Source organism: Tessaracoccus coleopterorum, assembly GCF_011174705.1.
In the GTDB taxonomy this organism is placed as follows: Bacteria; Actinomycetota; Actinomycetes; order Propionibacteriales; family Propionibacteriaceae; genus Arachnia; species Arachnia coleopterorum.
Map to the genome: position 1 here is coordinate 750,939 of NZ_JAANIJ010000001.1, position 21,386 is coordinate 772,324.

A 21,386-nucleotide genomic window follows, 5' to 3' on the forward strand; every position below is an offset into this window, starting at 1 on the left:
GATCAGGTCAGCGGATGAACTGGGCCGCGTCGGCAAACAGGCTGAGCAGGCTGCCGGGCACGAGGCCGAGGACCAGCGTAGCGACGGCCGACACGATCAGCACAACCCAGGTCCACAGCGACGGCGTCTCGACGGTGCCGACCGTCTCCTCGTCCGCCTCCTGGAACCACATGACCACGATGACCTTGACGTAGAAGAACGCCGCGATCGCCGAGGTGAGCAGCGCGATCAGCACCAGCCAGCCGAAGCCGCCGACCCAGGCCGCCGAGAAGACGGTGAGCTTCCCGATGAAGCCGGCCGTCGGCGGGATGCCCGCGAAGCTCAGCATGAACAGCGTCATCAGCACCGCGAGCACCGGGTTGCGGCGCCCGAGGCCCTTCCATGCGTCGAGGCCGTTGGCCTCACCGCCGGAGCGGCGCACCATGGTGACGATCGCGAACGCACCGAGCGTGGCGATGCCGTAGGTGAGCAGGTAGAAGGCGATGGAGCTGACCGACGAGACGCCCACGCCCTCGCCGCCCGCGACCGCACCGACGACACCCACGAGGATGAAGCCCGCGTGGGCGATGGACGAGTAGGCCAGCAGCCGCTTGATGTCGGTCTGGGCGAGCGCAACCGTGGAGCCGAGCAGCATGGTCGCGACGGCGACCGTCGCGAACAGCGGCTGCCAGTCCCACTGGGCCCGCCGAGTGCGACGTAGAAGACGCGCAGCAGGCCCGCGACGGCGGCCGTCTTGGTGGCGACGGCCATGAACGCGGTGACCGGCGTCGGGGCGCCCATGTAGACGTCGGGCGTCCAGGCGTGGAACGGGACGGCACCGATCTTGAACAGCACACCCACCGAGGTCAGCAGGAGGCCCGCGACAAGCAGGCCCGCGCTCGCGGTGCCGGTGGTGATAGCGGAGTCGACGTCGGCCAACTGCAGGCCACCGGAGTAGCCGTAGAGCAGCGCGATGCCGTAGAGCATGATCGCGGACGCGAGCGAGCCGAGGAGGAAGTACTTCAGCGCGGCCTCCTGGCTGAGCAGGCGGCGACGGCGCGCCATCCCGGTCAGCAGGTACAGCGGCAGCGAGAAGATCTCGACGGCGACGAACAGCACCAGCAGGTTGTTCGCCGAGGCGAACAGCATCATGCCGAACAGAGCGAACAGCAGCAGCGGGAAGATCTCGGTGTGCTCGCGACGGAGGCGGTCGGCCTCACGCTCGAGCGGCGAGCCCGGGACCGTCGACGCCGCGGACGCGAAGGCCGAGCGGCCCTCGTAGCCACGCTCGGCGAACAGCGCGATGCCGCCGAGGCCGGTGACGAGCAGGATCGACCAGAACACGTAGGCGGGGCCGTCGAGGGCGACGAGCCCCTCCCCACGATCTGCGGGTCGGTGGTCAGCCAGTTGGTGATGGTCAGCGCGAGCGCCGCCGCGACGGCGAACACCGCGAGCACGCTCTGCACCAGGTAGCGGTAGGCCCTCGGGACCATGCCCTCGAGCGCGATGCCCAGCGCGCCCGCGCCGAGCAGCACGAGCAGCGGCGACAGCATCATCCACTCGGGCTCGACCGCCGGAATGGTCGGAAGAGTCTCCAAAAGGTCGATCATCGGTTGCCTTCCTGGACCTGCGGGCGGGATCCGTCACACCGACGGTCACCATCGTCTGGGTGGCCGACTCATCCGCGACCGCAAGCACCGGCTTCGGGAAGAAGCCGAAGGCGAGCAGCAGGATGATCAACGGGGCGACGACCGCCTTCTCGCGGAGCGAGAGATCTGTCGTGAAGTGGGTTTCGACCTGCTCGGTGACGGGGCCGGTCATGGTTAGGAGGTACATCCGCAGCACGTAGACGGCGGCGAGCACCGTGCCGAGTGTGATGACCGCGGTGTGGATCGGGAAGCGCTGCCAGGCGCCGGCCATCACCAGGAACTCGGACACGAAGCTGCCCATGCCGGGCAGCGCCAGGGACGAGAGGCCGGAGAACAGCAGCACGCCCGCGGTCACCGGGGCGACCTTCTGGACGCCGCCGAAGGCGTCGATGTCCGCGGTTCCGCGGCGGCGGATCATGAACCCGACGACGAGGAACATCGCGGCGGTGGACAGCGCGTGGTTCAGCATGTAGAAGATCGAGCCGCTGAGCGACTGGGTGGTCAGCGCGAAGATGCCGAACACCATGAAACCGAAGTGGCTGATCGAGGTGTAGGACACCAGGCGCAGCAGGTCCTTCGACTGGATCGCGAGCAGCGCACCGTAGAGCACCGACACGACGGCCCAGATCAGGATCACCGGCGTGGCCCACTGCGAGGCCTCCGGGAACACCCACAGGCAGACCTTGATCATGCCGAAGGTGCCGATCTTGTCGAGGATGCCGACCAGCAGCGTCGAGGTTCCCGCCGTCGCCTGCTCCGCGGCGTCGGGCAGCCAGGTGTGCAGGCCGACCAGCGGCGCCTTGACGGCGAACGCGAAGAAGAAGCCGGCGAAGAGCCAGCGGCCGATGCTGTTGTCCATGTCGAGCTCGGTGAGCTCGGCCAGCAGGAAGGTCGGCTGACCGGCGGCCGACGACACGGCGTAGAGCCCGGCGACGGCCACCAGCATGACGAGCCCGCCGACCAGCGAGTAGATCAGGAACTTGATGGCCGCGTGACGACGCCTCGGGCCGCCGAAGCCGGCGATGAGGAAATACGTCGGGATCAGCGTCGCCTCGAAGGCGATGTAGAACAGCAGCACATCGTCGGCCATGAACACGAACAGGGCGAAGCTCTGCAGCATCAGGGCCAGCGCGAAGAAGACGTTGCTCCCCAGCGGGCCCCTCCGCCTCACCGGCGTGCCACTCGGCGAGCAGCACGACGGGGACGATGATCACGGTGGTCAGGACGAGGATCGCGCTGATCCCGTCGAAGCCGAGGGCGTAGTGCGCGCCGATGGCGGGGATCCAGTTCAGGTTGACGGAAAGTTCCGCCCCTGCGTGCTGAGCACGAAGGCGAGGACACCGAGCACCGCAGTGGTGAGTGCGATCCCGTAGCCGACGAGACGCGCTGTCCGGCCCTTGAGGAGGAACACCACCAGGGAGCCGACGAGCGGCAGGAGGGCGAGGATGGTCAGAATCAATGACATGTTGGCTGTTTCTCCTTAGCCCAGACGCCCGAGCAGCATGACGACGGCGAGCAGCACGATTCCACCCGTGAGTGTGAGGCCGTAGGTCCGCACGTAGCCGTTCTCGGCCTTGCGGAACCACTCTCCGAGCCCGGTGGCGAGCGTCGCGGAGCCGCGGGCGGCGCCGTCGACGACGGTGTGGTCGAGGGCTGCGAGGCCCTCGGCCGCAGCCAGGGTCGGGCGGATGACCGCGTACTCGTTGGTCGCGTCACCGAACAGGTCGTTGCGGCCCGCGTAGACGAGCGGGTTGTGGGTCGGGGTCTCCTCGCGTGCGATGGCTCCGCGGAAGAGGAACCAGCCGACGGCGACACCGATCGCCACGACGGCCATGGTGAGCCAGCCGATCGGGGTGATGTGGAGCAGGCCCGTGTCGTGCGGCTCCTGACCCGTGGTCGGGGCGAGCCATCCCTGGATCCAGCCGTTCATCAGCAGGCCGGCGACGACCGAGGCGACCGCGAGGATGATGAGCGGGATCGTCATCACCAGCGGGGACTCGTGCGGGTGCGCGTCCTTGTCCCAGCGCTTCTCGCCGAAGAAGGTCATCATCATGAGGCGGGTCATGTAGTACGCGGTGATGCCCGCGCCTGCGAGCGCCAGGAGGCCGACCAGCATGTTCTGATCGAACGCGGCCTCGATGATGTGGTCCTTCGAGTAGAAGCCCGAGGTGAACGGGAATCCGATGATGGCGAGGAAGCCCATCGCGAAGGTGAGGAACGTGATCCGCATGGCCTTGGACAGCCCGCCGTAGTGGCGCATGTTCACGTCGTCGTTCATGCCGTGCATGACAGAGCCTGCGCCGAGGAACATGTTGGCCTTGAAGAAGCCGTGCGTGATCAGGTGGAAGATGGCGAACGAGGCGCCGATCGGGCCGAGGCCGGCGGCGAGCATCATGTAGCCGATCTGCGACATGGTCGAGCCCGCGAGGACCTTCTTGATGTCGTCCTTCGAGGTACCGATCCAGGCGCCCATCAGCAGCGTGATCGTGCCGACCACGACCACCGCGGTGCGGGCGATCTCGGAGACGTCGTAGATGGCGTTGGAGCGCACGACGAGGTAGACACCCGCGGTGACCATGGTCGCTGCGTGGATCAGCGCCGACACCGGGGTCGGGCCCTCCATGGCGTCCAGCAGCCAGGACTGCAGCGGGAACTGCGCCGACTTGCCACAGGCGCCGACCAGCAGGAAGACACCGATCAGCGTGGCCCACACCGGGGTGAGGCCGGCGGCGCCTGCGTTGACGTCCTCGAAGCGGACGGAGCCGAACTGGGCGAGCATCGTGAAGATCGCCATCGAGAGGCCGAGGTCACCGACGCGGTTGACGATGAACGCCTTGTTGCCTGCCTTGGAGGCCGAGGGCTTGTGCGCCCAGAAGCTGATGAGCAGGTACGAGGCGAGGCCCACACCCTCCCAGCCGAGGAACAGCACGAGGTAGTTGTCGGCGAGCACCAGGATGAGCATCGCGGCGATGAAGAGGTTCAGGTACGCGAAGAAACGGCGGCGCCGCTCGTCGTCAGCCATGTACCCGATCGAGTAGATGTGGATCAGCGAGCCGACGCCCGTGATGAGCAGCACGAACAGGATGGAGAGCTGATCGACCAGCAGGCCGAGCTCGATCTTCCAGCCGCCGGTGGCGATCCACTCGTAGACGGCGGTGTTGATCGCGCGGGCGTCCTCGGCCGAGCCGAGGAGCTGGATGAACAGCACGAGGCCGATCACGAACGAGGCGATCACCGCGGCGGTGCCGAGGAGGTGGCCCCATGCGTCGCTCGCCCTGCCCGCGAGCAGGAGGACGGTCGCCGAGACGAGGGGAATGGCGATGAGCAGCCAGACCAGCAGGCCCGGGCTCGTCAGTGCGGAAACGGTTTCGAGGAATTGCACGCTTCAATACCCTTAGAACTTCATCAGGTTGGCGTCGTCGACCGACGACGAGCGGCGGGCACGGTACACGGCGACGATGATCGCGAGGCCCACGACGACCTCGGCGGCCGCCACGACCATCACGAAGAAGGCCGCTATGACCCCTTCGAGGTTGCCGTGGAACCGGGCGAACGCCACAAATGCCAGGTTGGTCGCGTTGAGCATGAGCTCGATGCTCATGAAGGCGATGATCGCGTTGCGGCGCAGCAGGAAGCCTGCGATGCCGATCACGAAAAGGATCGCCGAGAGAACAAGAAAGCCCTCGGGGTTCATTCGTCGTCTCCTTCGATCTCGGCGTCGCGCGCCTCGAGGACGGCGTAGGCCGCGCTGGTGGGGCCCTCAGCTCATCCACGTTGACGATTGCGCCGCGCATGGTGAGCGTCCGGCTGACCGACTTCTCGGCGATCGAACCGTCGGGCAGCAGCGCGGGCGTCGCGATCGAGTTGTTGCGGGCGAACACACCGGAGTTCGGCAGCGGCGTCGGGGCCACCCCGTCCTCGGCGTAGGCGCGCACGCGCTCGGTCACGGCCTCACCCTGCGTCAGCTTCTTCTTGAGGCGCTCGCCATGGGCGAGCAGCATCGCGCCGACCGCCGCGGTGATCAGCAGTGCGGCGGTCGCCTCGAACAGGAAGACGTACTTCGTGAACAGCAGCGCCGCGATCGACTGGATGTTGCCGCCGAAGGCGTCGTTCGCGGCCGTGAGGCCCGCGGGGCCTTACCGAGAGTGAACTGGCCGACGGCCGTGATCAGCAGGATGCCCATGCCGACGGCCACCAGGATGGAGGCGCCGCGCTGACCCTTCAGGGTCTCGATGGGCGAGTCGGTGGAGTCGACACCGACGAGCATCACGACGAAGAGGAACAGCATCAGGATCGCGCCGGTGTAGACGACGATCTGGATGACGAACAGGAACGGGGCGTCCTGCGCCGCGTACAGGACGGCGAGCGCGATCATCACGCCGGCCATGCTGATCGCGGCGTGTACCGGCCTGCGTGCGAGCAGCAGGCCGAGCGCACACAGCACGGCGATCGGGGCGCACACCCAGAAGGCGACCGTGCTTGCGGTCACCAGCGGGATCATGGGGATCATTTGGCCGCTCCTGTGGTCGAGGCGGTGCGGGTGTCGGGGATGCCGGTGTCGGGCAGCCCCAGGAAGTACGCCTGCTCGTCGTCGCCGAGCCTGCGCGGGTGCGGTGGCTGCTCCATGCCGGGCAGCAGCGGGGCCAGCAGGTCCTGCTTCTCGTAGATCATCTTGGTGCGCGAGTCATTCGAGATCTTGAACTCGTTGGTCATCGTCAGCGCGCGCGTCGGGCATGCCTCGATGCACATGCCGCAGAAGATGCAGCGCAGGTAGTTGATCTGGTAGACGTGCCCGAACCGCTCACCGGGCGAGTAACGCCCGTCCTCGGTGTTGTCCGCGCCCTCGACGTAGATGGCGTCCGCGGGGCAGGCCCATGCGCACAGCTCGCAGCCGACGCACTTCTCCAGGCCGTCGGGCCAGCGGTTCAGCTGGTGCCTGCCGTGGAAGCGGGGCGCCGTGACCTTCTCCTGGCCCTTCTGGGGGTACCCTGCGTGAAGGTCTTGCGGAACATCGTGTTGAACGTGATGCCGAATCCGGCCCACTGCTCCATGAATCCCATCAGGATTCCTTCCCTTCGGTTTCGACCTCGTCGAACGTTTCCTCGGCCGGGGCGCCCGCCAGGACGCCGACGAGCTCGGGCAGCTGCTGCCCCGGCATCGGCGGCACCGGGTAGCCGCCGGCGAACGCGTCGAAGCGTTCGGCCGTCGGGGTCTCGATCTCCGGTTCGGTGGACTGGGGCCGGTTGCTGCCGAACAGCCAGTAGAGGCCGAGCATCACCAGAAGGCCGAGGCCGATGGTGGCGTTGCGCCACGGCGTGTTCGCGACGAGGGCGATGATGATGATCCAGATCAGCGCCAGCTCGATGAGCACCTTCCAGCCGAGGTTCATGAACTGGTCATAGCGGAAGCGGGGCAGCGTGCCGCGCAACCACACGAAGACCGAGAACAGGAACTGGACCTTCAGCACGAACCAGATCGGGCCGAACCACGGGTTGTTGAGGAACTCGATGTTGTTCAGCGGCCACGGTGTCAGGTATCCGCCGAGGAACAGCGTGGTGCACACCGCGGAGACGGTCGCCATGTTGATGTACTCGGCGAGGAAGTACAGCGCGTAGCGGAAGCCGCTGTACTCGGTGAGGTAACCGGAGACGAGCTCCGACTCACACTCGGGCAGGTCGAACGGAGCGCGGTTGGTCTCGCCGACCATCGCGATCACGTAGATGATGAACGACGGGAACAGCAGCAGCGCGTACCAGCCGGGAGACCGAAGTTGATCTCCTGGTTGATGAACGGGATGAAGAAGCTCACCGTCTCGCGCTGCGACTCGACGATCTCGTGGGTCGACATGGTGCCGGACATCAGGAAGACGCCGACCATCGCGAGCCCCATGGAGATCTCGTAGGAGATCATCTGGGCCGTCGAGCGGATCGAGCCGAGGAACGAGTAGGTCGAGTTGCCCGCCCAACCGGCGAGCACGATGCCGTAGATGCCGATCGAGGCGGTGGCGAGGATGAACACCGCCGCCACCGGGAGGTCGGTGACCTGCAGGTGCGTCTCGACGCCGAACATCGTGACCTTGCCGCCGAACGGGATGACCGTCCAGCAGGTGAAGGCCGCCACGGCGGTGAGCACCGGCGCCAGGTTGAAGATGACCTTGTCGGCCTTCTTCGGGCGGAAATCCTCCTTGACGAGGAGTTTCGCACCGTCTGCCAGCGCCTGTCCCAGACCGAACGGGCCGTTCATGATCGGGCCGAGGCGGTGCTGCATCTTGCCGACGAGGCGTCGCTCGTACCAGACGTTGAAGATGGTCCAGACAAGCAGGATGACGAAGAGCGCCACCACCTTGATCAGGATGAGCCACCAGGGATCCTGGAAGAACCAGTTGGGCATCTCTTACTCTCCTTCGTCCGCGAAGAGGGCCGTGACCGTGACGGGGGTGCCGGGCGTGGCCCAGAGCCGATCGGTCGGGCTCGGGTTCATGGGCACCCACACGACGTCGTCGACCATGCCGACGGTCACGTCCACCGGCAGCAACAGGGCGTTGTCGTCGGTGCTGATCCGCGCGACGTCCGCGAGGCCGAGCCGCTCCGCGGTCGCGGGCGAGACCCGGGCGACCGCAGGGCGGGCGGTGGCCCGCAGGGCGATCTCGAAGTCGTTGCCCTGCGAGGCATCGAGCAGCTCGCGCCACGTGGCGAGCCTGACGCCCTCGGCCTGGTCGCCGGGGCCTCGGCGGGATCTGCTGGGCGTGCGCCGTCCCAGGCGCCGAGCTCGTTGAGATCGGCGAAGGCCGGTTTGGCCGCACGGAAGCCGAGGTCGGCCCCGAACCCATCGGCGAGCGCGGCCAGGATGCGCAGATCGGTCATCGGAGTGACGGGCTGCCGGTTCACGTTGCCGACGCGGCCGACGCGGTGCTCCCAGTTCAGGAAGTTGCCTGCCTGCTCCTCCAGCAGCGAGGCCGGGAAGACGACGTCGGCGCGTTCGGTGACCGCGCTCTGGCGCTGCTCGATGCTGACGACGAAGTCGGCGGCGTCGAGGCCTGCGAGAGCCGCGGCCGGGTCGGCCAGGTCGGTGGGATCGACACCCGCGACGAGCACGGCCTTGAGGCTGCCGTCGGCGAGGGCCGCGTACTGCTGCTCGGCGGTGAGGCCGGGCTGCGCGGGAGGCTGTCGACGCCCCAGTGGGCCGCGATGTCGACGCGGGCACCCGCGTCGGTGACGGGGCGGCCGCCGGGAGGAGACCGGGCAGGCAGCCCGCCTCCAACGCGCCGGGTTCACCTGCGCGGCGCGGGATCCAGGCGAGCCTGGCGCCGGTGCGCTCGGCGGTCGCCGCCGTGGCGCTCAGCACACCGGGAGGGCGGCTGCCCGCTCCCCACCAGAATGACGGTGCCCGCGTCGAGCCCCTCGAGATCGGCCAGCGCGATCGCCTCCGCGCCCGGAGCGACCGGGATCACCGTTGCGTCGAGCTTCTCGGAGCCGCGGGAGGCGAACGGAGCGAGCGTGGTGACCTTGAGCCGGTTGTTCCGCACCGCCTTGCGGAGGCGCAGGAACACGATGGGCGACTCGTCCTCGGGCTCGAACGACACGAGCACGACGTGGCGCGCGGCGTCCAGGTCGGAGTAGGTGACCGACTCGCCCAGGCCGCGGCCCGCGACGCGGGCGGCCAGGAACGCGGCCTCCTCGTCGGAGGAGGGACGCGACCGGAAGTCGATGTTGTTCGTGCCGAGCACCGCACGGGCGAACTTGGAGTAGCCGTAGGCGTTCTCGACCGTCAGGCGGCCGCCGGTCTGGACCGCGACGGAGGCGCCCGCCGCGCGGAGGCCGTGGACGGCCGCGTCGATGGCCTCGGGCCAGGACGCGGGCTCGAGCACCCCGTTGCGACGCACGAGCGGGCGGTGATGCGGTCGTCGCCGCGGCTGTACATGAAGCCGAAGCGGCCCTTGTCGCAGCTCCACTCCTCGTTCACCTCGGGCAGGTCGCCGGCGAGGCGACGCTTGACCTGATGGTGCCGCTGATCGGTGCGCAGCTGGCAGCCGGCGGCGCAGTGCTCACAGGTGGTGGTCGTCGACACCAGGTCGAACGGACGCGACTGGAAGCGGTAGGCGGCCGACGTCAGCGCACCGACCGGGCAGATCTGCACCACGTTGCCGGAGAAGTACGAGTCGTACGGGTCCTGCTCGTAGGTGCCGATCTGCTGCAGGGCGCCGCGCTCGACGAGCGCGATGAACGGGTCACCCGAGATCTGCTCGGAGAAGCGGGTGCAGCGGGCGCAGAGCACGCAGCGTTCGCGGTCGAGCAGGATCTGCGCCGAGATGCTGACGGGCTTCGGGAAGGTCCGCTTCAGATCGGTGAAGCGCGATTCGCCGTAGCCGTGGCTGAGCGACTGGTTCTGCAGGGGCATTCGCCGCCCTTGTCGCAGATCGGACAGTCGAGCGGGTGGTTGATGAGCAGCATCTCGAGCATGCCCTCTTGGGCCTTCTTCGCCACCGGGCTGCTGACCTGGGTGTTGACCTTCATGCCCTCGGCCACCGGCATGGTGCAGGAGGCCTGCGGCTTGGGAAGCCGCGCCCGTTGCCCGCATCCGGGATCTCGACCATGCACTGGCGGCAGGCGCCGACCGGATCGAGCAGCGGATGGTCGCAGAAACGCGGGATCGCGGTGCCGATCATCTCGGCGGCGCGGATGATGAGGGTGCCCTTCGGCACGCTGACCTGCGTGCCGTCGATGGTCAGGGTGACCAGGTCGGGCTTCGGGTCACCTCACCCGAGGTCTTCGCGTCGACGGTCATCGCGCGTCTCCTTCCACGGTGAACAGGGCGCTCTTCTCGTAGGGGAACAGCTCCCAGGCTGGGGTGTGGTAGCCGAGCTCGAACTCGGAGCGGAAGTGCTTCACGGCACTCGTGAGGCACGCGACGGCGCCGTCGGCCAGCGCGCAGAACGAGCGGCCTCCGATGTTGTCGCAGACGTCGAGCATCTTGTCGACGTCACCCTCCTGGGCGGTGCCGGCCTCGAACTTCATCAGCATCTGCACGAGCCACCACGAGCCCTCACGGCAGGGGTGCACTTGCCGCAGCTCTCGTGCTTGTAGAACTCGACGAACCGCAGCGTGGTGCGCACGATCGACGTGGTCTCGTCGAAGATCTGCAGCGCCTTGGTGCCGAGCATCGTGCCCGCGGCGGCCATGCCCTCGTAGTCGAGGGCAGGTCGAGCGCGTCGGCGGTCAGGATCGGGGTGGACGAGCCGCCGGGGTGAAGAACTTGAGTTGGTGGCCGTCACGGATGCCGCCGGCCAGCTCGATCAGCTGGCGCAGCGTGATGCCCATCGGGCCTCGAACTGGCCGGCGTTCTTCACGTGGCCCGACAACGAGTACAGCGTGAAGCCCTTCGACTTCTCGGTGCCCATCGACTGGAACCAGTCGGCGCCGTTGGCGAGGATCGACGGCACGGAGGCGATCGACTCCACGTTGTTGATCACGGTCGGCGAAGCGTACAGACCGGCGACGGCCGGGAACGGCGGGCGGAGGCGCGGTTGGCCGCGGCGACCCTCGAGCGAGTCGAGCAGCGCCGTCTCCTCGCCACAGATGTAGGCGCCCGCGCCGGCGTGGACGATGATGTCCAGGTCGTACCCGGTGCCGAGGATGTTCTTGCCGAGGTACCCCGCGGCGTAGGCCTCACGGACCGCCTGCTGCAGGCGCCGGATGACGTGGAGCACCTCACCGCGACAGTAGATGAACGACGTGTGCGAGTTGATCGCGAACGACGAGATGATGATGCCCTCCACCAGCGTGTGGGGCTGGCCATCATGAGCGGCATGTCCTTGCAGGTGCCCGGCTCCGACTCGTCGGCGTTGACGACGAGGTACTTCGGGTTGGGATTGTCCTGCGGGACGAACGACCACTTCATGCCGGTCGGGAAGCCTGCGCCTCCACGGCCGCGGAGGTTGGCGTCCTTGACGAGCGTGATGATGTCGGTGGGCGCCATGGTGAGCGCCTTGCGCATCGCGCGGTAGCCGCCCGTCGCCTCGTAGCGCGAGAGCTTCCACGAGTTGTCCTCGCCCCAGTTGGCGCTGAGGACCGGGGTTAGAAGATCGGTCACTTGGCATCTCCCTGCTGCGGTGCGGGCTTGGCGTCGGCGTTCGGCGCGGTCCAGGAGTTCTCCGCCGCGATGCGGCGGCCGAGCAGCGAGGCCGGGCCCGCGGAGGGCCCTCGTCGGCACGGCCGTCCGGGAAGCCCGCGAGCACGCGCTCGGCCTCACGCCAACTCGTGATGGTGGCACCGCGCGGGGAGACGACCTCGCGGTCGGCGACCAGGTCGCCGAGCAGGTGCTCCAGCTTCTGCGGCGTCATGTTGTCGAAGAACTCCCAGTTGACCATGGTCACGGGGGCGAAGTCGCAGGCCGCGTTGCACTCGAGTCGCTCGAGCGAGACCTGGCCGTCGGGGTGGTCTGGCCCTCGTCGATGCCGAGGAACTCCTTGGCACGTTCGAGGAGGATGTCGCCACCCATCACCGCACACAGGGCGGTGGTGCAGACACCGACGTGCTGCTTGCCCGCCGGGCGGCGCTTGTACATGGTGTAGAAGGTCGCGACGCCGGACACCTGGGCGGTGGTGATGCCGAGGACCTCGGCGCACACCTCGATGCCGCGGGGCTGACCCTGCCGTCGAACGACTGCACGAGGTGCAGCATCGGCAGCAGCGCGGAGCGGGGCTCCGGGTAGCGGCCCGCCAGCTCGCGGAGCTCCGCGACGGCGGCGTCGTCGATGTTGCTCGACTGGTCGGAGTAGTCGACCGACCCCGAGTCGGGGAAGTGGCTGGCAAAGTGGCCGCTCATCGGTCCACACCTCCAAGGACAGGGTCGATGCTTGCGACGGCGACGACCACGTCGGACATCATGCCGCCCTCACACATCGCCGGGACGGACTGCAGATGGTTGAAGCCCGGGTCGCGGAAGTGCACCCGGTAGGGGCGGTTGCCGCCGTCGGAGACGACGTGACAGGCGAGCTCGCCCTTGGGCGATTCGATGGCCTGGTACACCTGACCGACCGGGACCTTGAAGCCCTCGGTGACGATCTTGAAGTGGTGGATCAGCGCCTCCATCGACTCCCCATGATGTGGCGGATGTGCTCGTTGGAGTTGCCCTGGCCGTCGGCCCTACGGTGAGCTGAGCCGGCCACGCGATCTTCTGATCGGCGACCATCACGGGCTGACCCTGGGTGTTCTGCAGGCGCTCGAAGCACTGCTCGACAATCTTCAGCGACTCCCAGCACTCCTCGAGGCGGATGCGGAACCGGCCGTAGGCGTCGTTGGATGCCCAGGTGACGGTCTTGAAGTCGTAGGTCTCGTAGCCGCAGTAGGGCTGCGTCTTGCGGAGATCCCAGTCGTAGCCGGTCGAGCGCAGCGGCGGGCCGGACACGCCGAGCATCATGGACGCGGTGAGGTCCATCACGCCGACGCCGGCCATGCGGCCGATGAAGATCGGGTTCTCGTTGCAGAAGCCCGCGTACTCGGGCAGGTGCTTCTGCAGCCAGTTGATGACGCCGCGCAGCTGCTCGAGCCCGCCCTCGGGCAGGTCGTTGGCGACGCCGCCGGGGCGGATGTACGCGTTGTTCATACGCAGGCCGGACACCGCCTCGAAGAAGTCGAGGATCATCTCGCGCTCACGGAACGCGATGGTCATCATGGTGAGCGCGCCGATCTCCATGCCGCCGGTGCCCATGGCGACCAGGTGGGAGGCGATGCGGTTGAGCTCCATCATGAGGACACGGATCACGGAGGCGCGCTCCGGGATGTCGTCGGTGATGCCGAGGAGCCTCTCGACGGCCAGGCAGTAGACGGCCTCGTTGAAGATCGGGGCGACGTAGTCCATGCGCGTGACGTAGGTCACGCCCTGGGTCCACGTCTTGAACTCCATGTTCTTCTCGATGCCGGTGTGCAGGAAGCCGATGCCGGGGCGGATGGAGGTGACGGTCTCACCGTCCATCTCGAGGATGAGGCGGAGCACGCCGTGCGTGGACGGGTGCTGGGGCCCATGTTGACGACGATGGTCTCGTCGCCGCGCTCGGCCTGCTCGGCCGCGATGTCCTCCCAGTCGCCGCCCTGTGCCAGGTAGACGCGGTCGACCTTCTCATCGCCGGAGCCGGCGAAGATGTCCTCGGTAGCTGCGTGCGTGCTCATCAGGAGTAGGACCTCCGGTTGTCGGGAGCGGGCACCTTGGCGCCCTTGTATTCGACGTCGACGCCGCCCAGCGGGTAATCCTTGCGCTGCGGGTGGCCCTTCCAGTCGTCAGGCATCAGGATGCGGGTCAGGGAGGGTGGCCGTCGTAGACGATGCCGAACATGTCCCAGGTCTCACGCTCGTGCCAGTCGACCATCGGGTAGACGGCCGCGAGCGACGGGATGTGGGGATCGTCGTCGGAGCAGGTGACCTCGAGGCGCACCCGGCGGTTGTGGGTGTAGCTCAGCAGGTGGTAGACCGAGTGCAGTTCGGCTCCGGTCTCCTCCGGGTAGTGCACGCCGCTGACGGAGACACACACCTCGAAGCGGAGGTGCGCGTCGTCACGGAACGCCTGCGCGACCTCGACCAGGTTCTCACGGGGAACATAGATGGTCAGCTCGCCACGGTCGAACAGGAACCGGGCGCCGGACAGGGCGGGAACCAGCTCGATGGCGCGGGAGTGGATGGCGTCGAACGGGTCGCCGAACGGGGGCTCGGTGCGTCCGGGCATGGCCTTGCTCACGACGAGGCCGTTGTAGCCGGAGGTGTCGCTCGATCCGGCGGACCACATGCCCTTGCGGGTCTCGAACACCGGGGCCGGCGTCGGCTCACCCTGGCTGACCGGAAGGTCTGGGGTCTGCTCGCTCATCGCATGAGGCCCTTCATCTCGATCTTTGCGGGGGCTGCGAGGCGGCCTGCTCGGCCTCCTCGATGGCTGCGGCCTCGTTGGCCCGATGGGTCTGGTCTGGACCTTCTCACGCAGCTTGAACATGGCCTCGATGAGCATGTCCGGGCGGGCGGGCAGCCGGGGATGTACATGTCGACGGGCAGGAAGTGGTCACAGCCCTGCACGATGGCGTAGTTGTTGAACATGCCGCCCGACGAGGCGCACGCGCCCATGGAGATGACCCACTTGGGGTTCGGCATCTGGTCGTAGACCTGGCGGATGACCGGAGCCATCTTCTGCGACACGCGGCCCGACACGATCATCAGGTCGGCCTGGCGCGGCGACGCGCGGAAGACCTCCTGGCCCACCGTCCGGAGTCGTAGCGGGGCGTGCCGAAGGCCATCATCTCGATGGCGCAGCACGCGAGGCCCATGGTGGCGGGCCAGAACGAGGCCTTGCGCAGCCAGCCGAAGACACCCTCGACCGTGGTCAGGAGGATGCCGCTGGGGAGCTTGTCTTCGATACCCATGTGTGAGGTGCCTTCCGATCAATCCCAGTCGAGGCCGTTGCGGCGCAGGACGTAGAAGTAGGGGACGAAGAACAACACGATGAACACGATCATCGCGACGACCGCGAAGGTGCTCAACTGGTTGTAGGCCACCGCCCACGGCAGGAGGAAGACAACCTCGATGTCGAAGACGATGAACATCATCGCGGTGATGTAGTACTTGACGGGGAACCGGCCGCCGCCGATGGGCTGCGGGTGGGCTGGATGCCGCACTCGTAGCTGTCGAACTTGGCGCGGTTGTACCGGCTCGGCCCGACCACGAGGGAGAGGCCCATGGAGACGAGCACGAACGCCGTCGCCAGGACCACCATGCCCACGATGGGATATAGGGGTTCATCCTTGATCGTTCCTTCCGGTCAGGCCGAGGGCGCTGCCTTGCTGAGGGCGTTGATGATGCGGTCGAACGCATCCCCGCCGTGCGAGTCGGTGAGGTTGGCCAGCAGCTTCATCACGAAACGCATCAGCGTCTTGCGCGGCAGGCCGTAGGTGGTGCAGAGATGCATGATGCGGGGATCCCCGATCAGCTTCACGAAGATGGTGCCGAGCCGGTAGTAGCCGCCGAGGCTGTCCTTGAGCGCCTGCGGGTAGGCCTGCATGGCCTTCTCCGCCGACGCGGTGCCGAACCCCTCGACTTCGCCTCGGCGATGGCGGCGGCGGCAAACTCGGCCGACTCCATCGCGTACGCGATGCCCTCACCGTTGAACGGGCTGACCATGCCGCCTGCGTCACCGACGAGCACGAGCCCGCGCCCGTAGTGCGGCTGGCGGTTGAAGGCCATGGGGAGCGCTGCCCCTGGATCTTGCCGACCATGTTCTGGTCGCGGAAGCCCCACTCCTCCGGGTGCCGTCGACCCAGCGCTTCAGGAGGGCGCGGTAGTCGGTCTGCCCGAAACTCTTCGAGGTGTTGAGCACGCCCAGGCCGACGTTGCTGGTGCCGTCGCCCATGCCGAACACCCAGCCGTAGCCCGGCATCAGGTTCGACCTGCCGCGTTCGCCGTCCCACAGCTCGAGCCAGGACTCGAGGTAGTCGTCGTTGCTGCGCGGGTCTCGTAGTAGGTGCGCACCGCCACGCCCATGGGACGGTCGGCGCGCTTGTTGATACCCATGGAGACGGACAGTCGCGACGAGTTGCCATCGGCGGCCACGACGATCGGCGCGGTGAAGCGGCGGCCGTCCTTCGTGGTGACGCCGGTGATGCGGCCGCTGCGCTCGTCGAGGATGGCGCCGTCGACATTGGCGCCCTCTACGAGCTCGGCCCCCTGGGCGACCGCGTGCCGGGCGAGCATGTCGTCGAAGTCGGCGCGGGGACGCACGAGGCCGTACGGCGGGAAGTCGGTGAGGTCGGGCCAGGGCAGCTCGAAGGGTTCGGTGCGGCCGCCGTAGACGCGGAGGCCCTTGTTGTGCAGCCAGCCGTTCGACTCGGAGGTGTCGATGCCGATCCGGGTGAGGGCGCGGGTGGCGCGGGGCGTGAGGCCGTCGCCGCACACCTTCTCACGGGGAAGTGCGACTTCTCGAGGAGCGTGACACTCAGGCCGTGCCGGGCGAGATACGCGGCCGTGGATGAACCACCCGGTCCAGCGCCTACGACGACGACGTCAGATTCGACGGCCGCGCCCTCGGGCTTGGCGAACGACATACACGCTCCTGGGTCTGTGACGCATGGATTTCTCCGGTCAGTCTAAGGGTGGCCGGGACAATCGGCCAACCGGACATCTCCCGATCCTAAACCCTTCTGACTAGGTATGGAATGAACCTTTTTGCAAGGGAAATGTTGCGTTAACCGTCTGTCCAAGCCAACGGTGGGGTAGCGGATGTCGCCGGTGACACTTCCATGGCGCCACGCATCGGCTCAGGTGGCTCCGCAGGCTCCCGGGGCTATCCTCGCAGGGTGATTCTGGACTTCGGCAACGCACGGATGCGCGCCACGACGGTCGCCATCGACGACCCGGGTCCGCTCGAGCGTTTCCTGCCCGAGTCCGGTCCCGGCACCGCCTTCCTGCGCAGGGGCGAGGGATTCGTCGGCCTGGGCGAGGTCGCCCGTTTCGAGACCGACACCCTCGAGGCGGCCGACGTCTGGTGGGAGGAGATCGCCAACCAGATCGACCACGACTCCGAGTTACCCGGCGAGTTCGGTACCGGACCGCTCGCGGTGGGCGCCTTCACGTTCAACCCGGACAACACGCGGCGGCACTCGGTGCTGACCGTCCCGCAGACCATCATCGGGCGCAGGGCGGCATCTTCTGGATGACGAAGCTCGGGGCCTCGCACAACGACATGGCCCTGCCCAAGCTCCGCGAACCGGTGCGGCCGCCCGTGAACCCGCGCGCCACAGGCGGTGCGATGGCTGAGGTGCGGTGGACCGACATCGTCGGCGAGGTGATCGGCCGGATCCGCAATGACGAGGTCAGCAAGGTGGTGCTCGCACGCGACCTGACGGTGGCAGCCGACGAGCCGATGGACCTGCGGTTCCTGCTGGACCGGCTCCTCGAGTTCTATCCCATGACGTGGGCCTACCTCGTCGACGGCATGGTGGGAGCGACCCCGGAGCTTCTGCTCCGGCGGCAGGGCGGGCTCGTCACCTCCCGGGTGCTCGCGGGCACCGTGTGGCGCAACGGCGAGGGCGCCGATCCGCTGCAACTGGCCGCCGAGCTCAGCCGCTCCGAGAAGGACATCTCCGAGCACGAGTTCGCGGTGGCCTCGGTGGCCGAGGCCCTGGCCCCGTACTGCAAGGCCATGAACGTGCCCGACTCACCCTCGGTGCTGCGCCTGCCCAACGTGATGCACCTGGCCACCGACATCACCGGTGTCGTCGACGAGGGCGCCTCCGCCCTCGGGCTCGCGGCGGCGCTGCATCCGAGCGCCGCGGTGTGCGGCACGCCGAGGCACCTCGCCATGGACATCATCAGCGACCTCGAGTCCCTGGACCGGGGCCGCTACGCCGGGCCCGTCGGCTGGACCGACACGCACGGTGACGGTGAGTGGACGATCGCGCTGCGTGGCGGCCAGGTCGAGCCGGGCGCTCCGGAGAGGATCCAGCTGTTCGCCGGGCCGGGGTCGTCGCCGACTCGGACCCCGAGGTCGAACTGGCCGAGACCGGCGCGAAGCTCGTCCCGATGCTGCAGGCGCTCGGCCTGGCCTGAGCCGGCTCACGGCCTCCGGCCAGGGCCACCGCCCATGCCGCCACCGGGGCCGCCGGGCATCCCGCCCGCGACGGCGGTCCTCGTAGCCGTCGCGACCGTGGCGCCGTCGACGGTCACGGCGTAGGACACGCCGTCAGGCAACTCCGGCGAGGAGTAGAAGACCATCGAGGCCGTCCGGGGTGAGGTCGCCCCCGCCACCCCGGCGCCCGCGCCGTCGACCACCCCACTGCGGAGCCGGCCGGCACGTCCGCGGTTGCCGCCACCCAGCCCTGGGAGCCCTCGCCTGGGGTCTCCGCCATGCCGCTCGAGCCGATACCGAGCAGCGTGCCCCGGTGACGGTGAAGGTCCCGTCCGCGTCGAACACGCCGTTGCCGTCGTTCGACGGCCCGAACACCGTGATGTCTCCCCCGAGACGGTGAGGGTGCCGTTGGAGTCGAGCCCGTCACCCGCTGCGTCGACGAGGACCGTGCCGCCGGAGATGGTGAGGGTCTCCCCGAGCCCGCCCCGCGCCGTCGCCCGGCGCCGCCGGGGCACCCCCTCGGTGGAGGAAGCCGGGGCACCCCCTCGGTGGAGGAACCGGAGGCCGCGTTGATGCCGTCGTCGGTGGCCACCACCGACACGTCTCCCCACCGATGGCGATGTCGGTGCCCTCGATGCCCTCTGTGGACGCGGTGATCCCGACCGAACCGCCGGTGATGGAGAGCGTCTGCTCGGCGTGCATGCCGTCGTCACCTGCGGCGAGCCGCAGCTCTCCACCGGTGACCCCATCGAGCCGTCGCTGTGGACGGCGTCGTCGGCCGCGTCCGCCGAGACGCTCCCGCCCCGATCACCAGGGTGACCCCGCCTTCAGCCCCTTGGCCGTCGCCTCCTCGGCGGCCGCCCGGTGCCGCCGCCCGCGCCGACGGTGAGGGTGCCGCCCTCGACGATGAGATCGGTGGTGGCGTCGATCCCCTCATCGCCCGCGGTCAGCGCGAGCGTGCCGTCGACGATCCGCACGTAACCGGCGGTCGCGTCGTCGTCCTTGTCGGATTTCAGCGCGTCGCCGCCCGCCGTGACCGTGAGGGTTCCCCGCGCACGGTGAGCGAGTCCTTCCCGACCAGGCCGTCGTCGACGGCTTCGACGGTGTAGTCGCCGGAGAGCACCAACAGGTCGTCGCTGCTGAAGATCGCGTCGTTCCCGTTGCCGTGCACCGTGAGTGAACCGGTGCCGGTCAACGTGAGGTCGGCCACCGAGTGGATGGCCGCGTCGGCGGTGTCCGAGCCGTCGCCCGGGTAGGACGAGGCGTCGGAGACGGCGTTGCTGGACCCTCCCGCGAGCGAGATCGCCACGTCGTCGGCGCCGGTGACAGCGATGGCCGCGCCGTCCGCATTGGTGATGCCGGCCCCGTCGAGAATCAGGACGACCCGCGCGTCGTCGGGGCGGCGACCACCACCTGCCCCGGAGGCTCCCGGAGAGCCGGAAGACGCCCGCGGCGGTGATTCTCACCGTGGCCCCTTCGACGGTGACATCGGCCGAGTCGGTTGCGGCACCGTCACCCTCCAGCTCGATCCCGACCGCGTCCTCCTCCGACCACTCGTCGTCGTTCAGCGCCGTGGCATCGGCATTGGCGGTCACGACCGCGTCGGTGGTCAGGACGCCGGCGGGTACCGCGATGGCGGTGGCCGTCGAGGTGGCGGCGTCGGCAGTGGCGGACGGTGCGGAACCGTCGGCGGGTGCCGACGAACATCCGGCGACCCCGATGAGGGCCAGGGCGGTGAGAGAGGCGATCAGGCGACGATGCATGGGAGTTCCTCGGGTGTGAAATGGTCGCGCAGGACGCGCGCCCAACGGTTGCGGGCAGGTCCGGCCTCAGCGCTGCCAGCCCGGTGGCGTACTTGCTGAGGGAGACCGGACGGATGCCCGAGCGCCACAACAGCCGGTCGATCCCGGTTGCGGCCCCCGGGGACTTGGTCTCCACGATGACAAGGTTCTCCGCCGTCAGGCGGGTTCCGTCCGGGAGTTCCCAGGTGAGGTCGGTGTCGATGGTGACGCGCACGTCGTCGGTGAGCAGGGTCGACCGGCGGTAGCCGGTGGAGAGGGTGGCGGTGAGGCGCTCGGCGAGCTCGGGACGCTGCCCCACGTCACACAGCGCCTCCGCGGCGTAGCGCCGCGCCCCCTCGTCGAGGCGGGTCGGCTGGTCGGCGGGATGGCCGGTGCGCCGCTTCACGGTCAGCCCCGCCAGCCGGGTCTTGGCTTCGAGGTAGGCGTCGCCCGATTCGACGTAGCAGCGGGTGCGCAGCTTGATCCGCCTGCGACGCTGCTGGATGCACATCCGGTATGTGACGAGGTCGGGCGTGTCGAAGTAGACGCTCTCGTAGCCCGAGCTGCGCCGGCCGTCGATCTCCAGCACGCGCGTGGCCGGGTCGAGTCGCCCCAGCAGTTCCCCGCCGCAGCGGGCGTCATGACGTACTTGCGGTCGACGCGCGTGAGGAGCTCGGCGCGTGAGACCAACTCGTCCAGCGTCAGCGGCAGGAACCGGTCCAGTCCCGGCCCGCTCATGCCACGACGCTCAGTCCGGTGGTTGTGGCCGGCTGTGGGGCCTCCGCCCGGTTGAACCTGACCTCGACGAGCGTGGTGTCATTGACCAGGTTGACCTCCTGGACGTTGAGTCCGGTCACCTCGATCCCGAGCCGGTGGCCGAGCTCGCGGCGCAGGTGCGTCTCGTCGGAGATGGCACGGTTGAGTCGGACCAGCTGGGAGGCCGCGCGCGGGAGCAGCGCGGGTGGTCGGCGACGAACAGGACGGCGACGATCAACGCCATCAGCCCGGCGGGCAGCGCGATCCCGTCGTGGGGCAGCCCCGCGATCAGGCCCAGCGCGAGCATCGAGAAGTAGTAGGCCACCTCACGCTGCGAGATCTCGGAGGATCGCAGCCGGATGATCGACAGCACCCCGAACAGCCCGAGGCCGAGCCCCAACGCAACCTCGGCCGTCCCCAGCACGATGGCCACGGCCAGCACCCCGACGTTGACGCCGAGGAACGCGACGACCAGGTCGCGCCTGCGGTGGCGCCGGTAGTAGAGGGCGAAGGTGAGGACGGAGGCTGCCACCAGGTCGAGGCCGACGAGCGTGAGTGTTGTGGTCATGTGACCACAACACCGCCCGCCTCTTTGCGCTACCTGTGAACCGCGTCTGCCCGGA

7 protein-coding genes and 15 pseudogenes are annotated in these 21,386 nt (G+C 68.4%); 3 read left to right on the forward strand and 19 right to left on the reverse strand.

What is annotated here, in order from left to right:
* Nucleotides 1-7 precede the first annotated feature (7 nt).
* From nuoN to G7085_RS04870, 15 genes and pseudogenes are all read right to left on the reverse strand, one after another.
* Nucleotides 8-1,589 (reverse strand): annotated as a pseudogene (gene nuoN, locus G7085_RS34125) (NADH-quinone oxidoreductase subunit NuoN).
* A 22-nt stretch (nt 1,590-1,611) separates the two neighbouring features.
* A pseudogene (locus tag G7085_RS04805) lies at nt 1,612-3,093 on the reverse strand (NADH-quinone oxidoreductase subunit M); the annotation flags it as partial.
* 15 nt (nt 3,094-3,108) lie between these two features.
* Nucleotides 3,109-5,010, reverse strand: a complete 1,902-nt coding sequence (gene nuoL / locus G7085_RS04810) for an NADH-quinone oxidoreductase subunit L (protein ID WP_197510130.1) — start codon at nt 5,008-5,010, stop codon at nt 3,109-3,111.
* Nucleotides 5,011-5,022: 12 nt separating this feature from the next.
* A complete protein-coding gene (gene nuoK / locus G7085_RS04815; RefSeq protein ID WP_197510131.1) occupies nt 5,023-5,322 on the reverse strand; it encodes an NADH-quinone oxidoreductase subunit NuoK in 300 nt (99 codons plus the stop codon).
* Nucleotides 5,319-6,138, reverse strand: a pseudogene (locus tag G7085_RS04820) (NADH-quinone oxidoreductase subunit J). The gene nuoK and the pseudogene G7085_RS04820 overlap by 4 nt, the downstream one beginning before the upstream one ends.
* Nucleotides 6,135-6,679: pseudogene (gene nuoI, locus G7085_RS04825) on the reverse strand (NADH-quinone oxidoreductase subunit NuoI). Before nuoI ends, G7085_RS04820 begins: the two co-directional pseudogenes overlap by 4 nt.
* An 8-nt stretch (nt 6,680-6,687) precedes the next feature.
* Nucleotides 6,688-8,018 (reverse strand): annotated as a pseudogene (nuoH, locus tag G7085_RS04830) (NADH-quinone oxidoreductase subunit NuoH).
* 3 nt (nt 8,019-8,021) lie between these two features.
* Nucleotides 8,022-10,365: pseudogene (locus G7085_RS04835) on the reverse strand (NADH-quinone oxidoreductase subunit G).
* Between the two features lie 43 nt (nt 10,366-10,408).
* A pseudogene (gene nuoF / locus G7085_RS04840) lies at nt 10,409-11,717 on the reverse strand (NADH-quinone oxidoreductase subunit NuoF).
* Nucleotides 11,714-12,451 (reverse strand): annotated as a pseudogene (nuoE, locus tag G7085_RS04845) (NADH-quinone oxidoreductase subunit NuoE). Before nuoE ends, nuoF begins: the two co-directional pseudogenes overlap by 4 nt.
* A pseudogene (locus G7085_RS04850) lies at nt 12,448-13,794 on the reverse strand (NADH-quinone oxidoreductase subunit D). The pseudogenes nuoE and G7085_RS04850 overlap by 4 nt, the downstream one beginning before the upstream one ends.
* Nucleotides 13,794-14,482 (reverse strand): annotated as a pseudogene (locus G7085_RS24155) (NADH-quinone oxidoreductase subunit C). The pseudogenes G7085_RS04850 and G7085_RS24155 overlap by 1 nt, the downstream one beginning before the upstream one ends.
* 95 nt (nt 14,483-14,577) lie before the next feature.
* Nucleotides 14,578-15,029, reverse strand: a pseudogene (locus tag G7085_RS24160) (NuoB/complex I 20 kDa subunit family protein); the annotation flags it as partial.
* Nucleotides 15,030-15,047: 18 nt separating this feature from the next.
* Nucleotides 15,048-15,379 (reverse strand): annotated as a pseudogene (locus tag G7085_RS04865) (NADH-quinone oxidoreductase subunit A).
* A 45-nt stretch (nt 15,380-15,424) separates the two neighbouring features.
* Nucleotides 15,425-16,703: pseudogene (locus G7085_RS04870) on the reverse strand (geranylgeranyl reductase family protein).
* A gap of 279 nt (nt 16,704-16,982) precedes the next feature.
* On the opposite strand from G7085_RS04870, the gene G7085_RS24165 reads away from it, so the two are divergent.
* Complete coding sequence (locus G7085_RS24165) at nt 16,983-17,315, forward strand: hypothetical protein (RefSeq protein WP_231979222.1); 333 nt, start codon at nt 16,983-16,985, stop codon at nt 17,313-17,315.
* Nucleotides 17,312-18,331, forward strand: a complete 1,020-nt coding sequence (locus tag G7085_RS04875) for an isochorismate synthase (RefSeq protein WP_231979223.1) — start codon at nt 17,312-17,314, stop codon at nt 18,329-18,331. The genes G7085_RS24165 and G7085_RS04875 overlap by 4 nt, the downstream gene beginning before the upstream one ends.
* Here G7085_RS04875 and G7085_RS04880 read toward each other — a convergent pair.
* A complete protein-coding gene (locus G7085_RS04880) occupies nt 18,321-18,818 on the reverse strand; it encodes a hypothetical protein (RefSeq protein WP_231979224.1) in 498 nt (165 codons plus the stop codon). The two genes, G7085_RS04875 and G7085_RS04880, sit on opposite strands and share 11 nt — an antisense overlap.
* 104 nt (nt 18,819-18,922) lie before the next feature.
* Here G7085_RS04880 and G7085_RS29445 point away from each other — a divergent pair, with 104 nt between their 5' ends.
* Nucleotides 18,923-19,045, forward strand: a complete 123-nt coding sequence (locus G7085_RS29445; RefSeq protein ID WP_269451774.1) for a hypothetical protein — start codon at nt 18,923-18,925, stop codon at nt 19,043-19,045.
* Nucleotides 19,046-19,053: 8 nt separating this feature from the next.
* On the opposite strand, the pseudogene G7085_RS34130 reads toward G7085_RS29445, so the two are convergent.
* From G7085_RS34130 to G7085_RS04895, 3 genes and pseudogenes are all read right to left on the reverse strand, one after another.
* Nucleotides 19,054-19,604, reverse strand: a pseudogene (locus tag G7085_RS34130) (carbohydrate-binding domain-containing protein).
* A 134-nt stretch (nt 19,605-19,738) separates the two neighbouring features.
* On the reverse strand, nt 19,739-20,626 hold the full coding sequence (locus G7085_RS04890; RefSeq protein ID WP_331715926.1) for a polyphosphate polymerase domain-containing protein: 888 nt from the start codon (nt 20,624-20,626) through the stop codon (nt 19,739-19,741).
* Nucleotides 20,627-20,741: 115 nt separating this feature from the next.
* Nucleotides 20,742-21,331: pseudogene (locus G7085_RS04895) on the reverse strand (DUF4956 domain-containing protein).
* Between the last annotated feature and the right edge of the window lie 55 nt (nt 21,332-21,386).

Bases quoted from the DNA above. Each gene is read 5' to 3' on its own strand.
- G7085_RS24165 (WP_231979222.1), top strand. From the start codon at position 16,983: ATGCGCGCCACGACGGTCGCCATCGACGACCCGGGTCCGCTCGAGCGT.
- G7085_RS04875 (WP_231979223.1), top strand. From the start codon at position 17,312: ATGACGAAGCTCGGGGCCTCGCACAACGACATGGCCCTGCCCAAGCTC.
- nuoK (WP_197510131.1), bottom strand. From the start codon at position 5,322: ATGAACCCCGAGGGCTTTCTTGTTCTCTCGGCGATCCTTTTCGTGATC.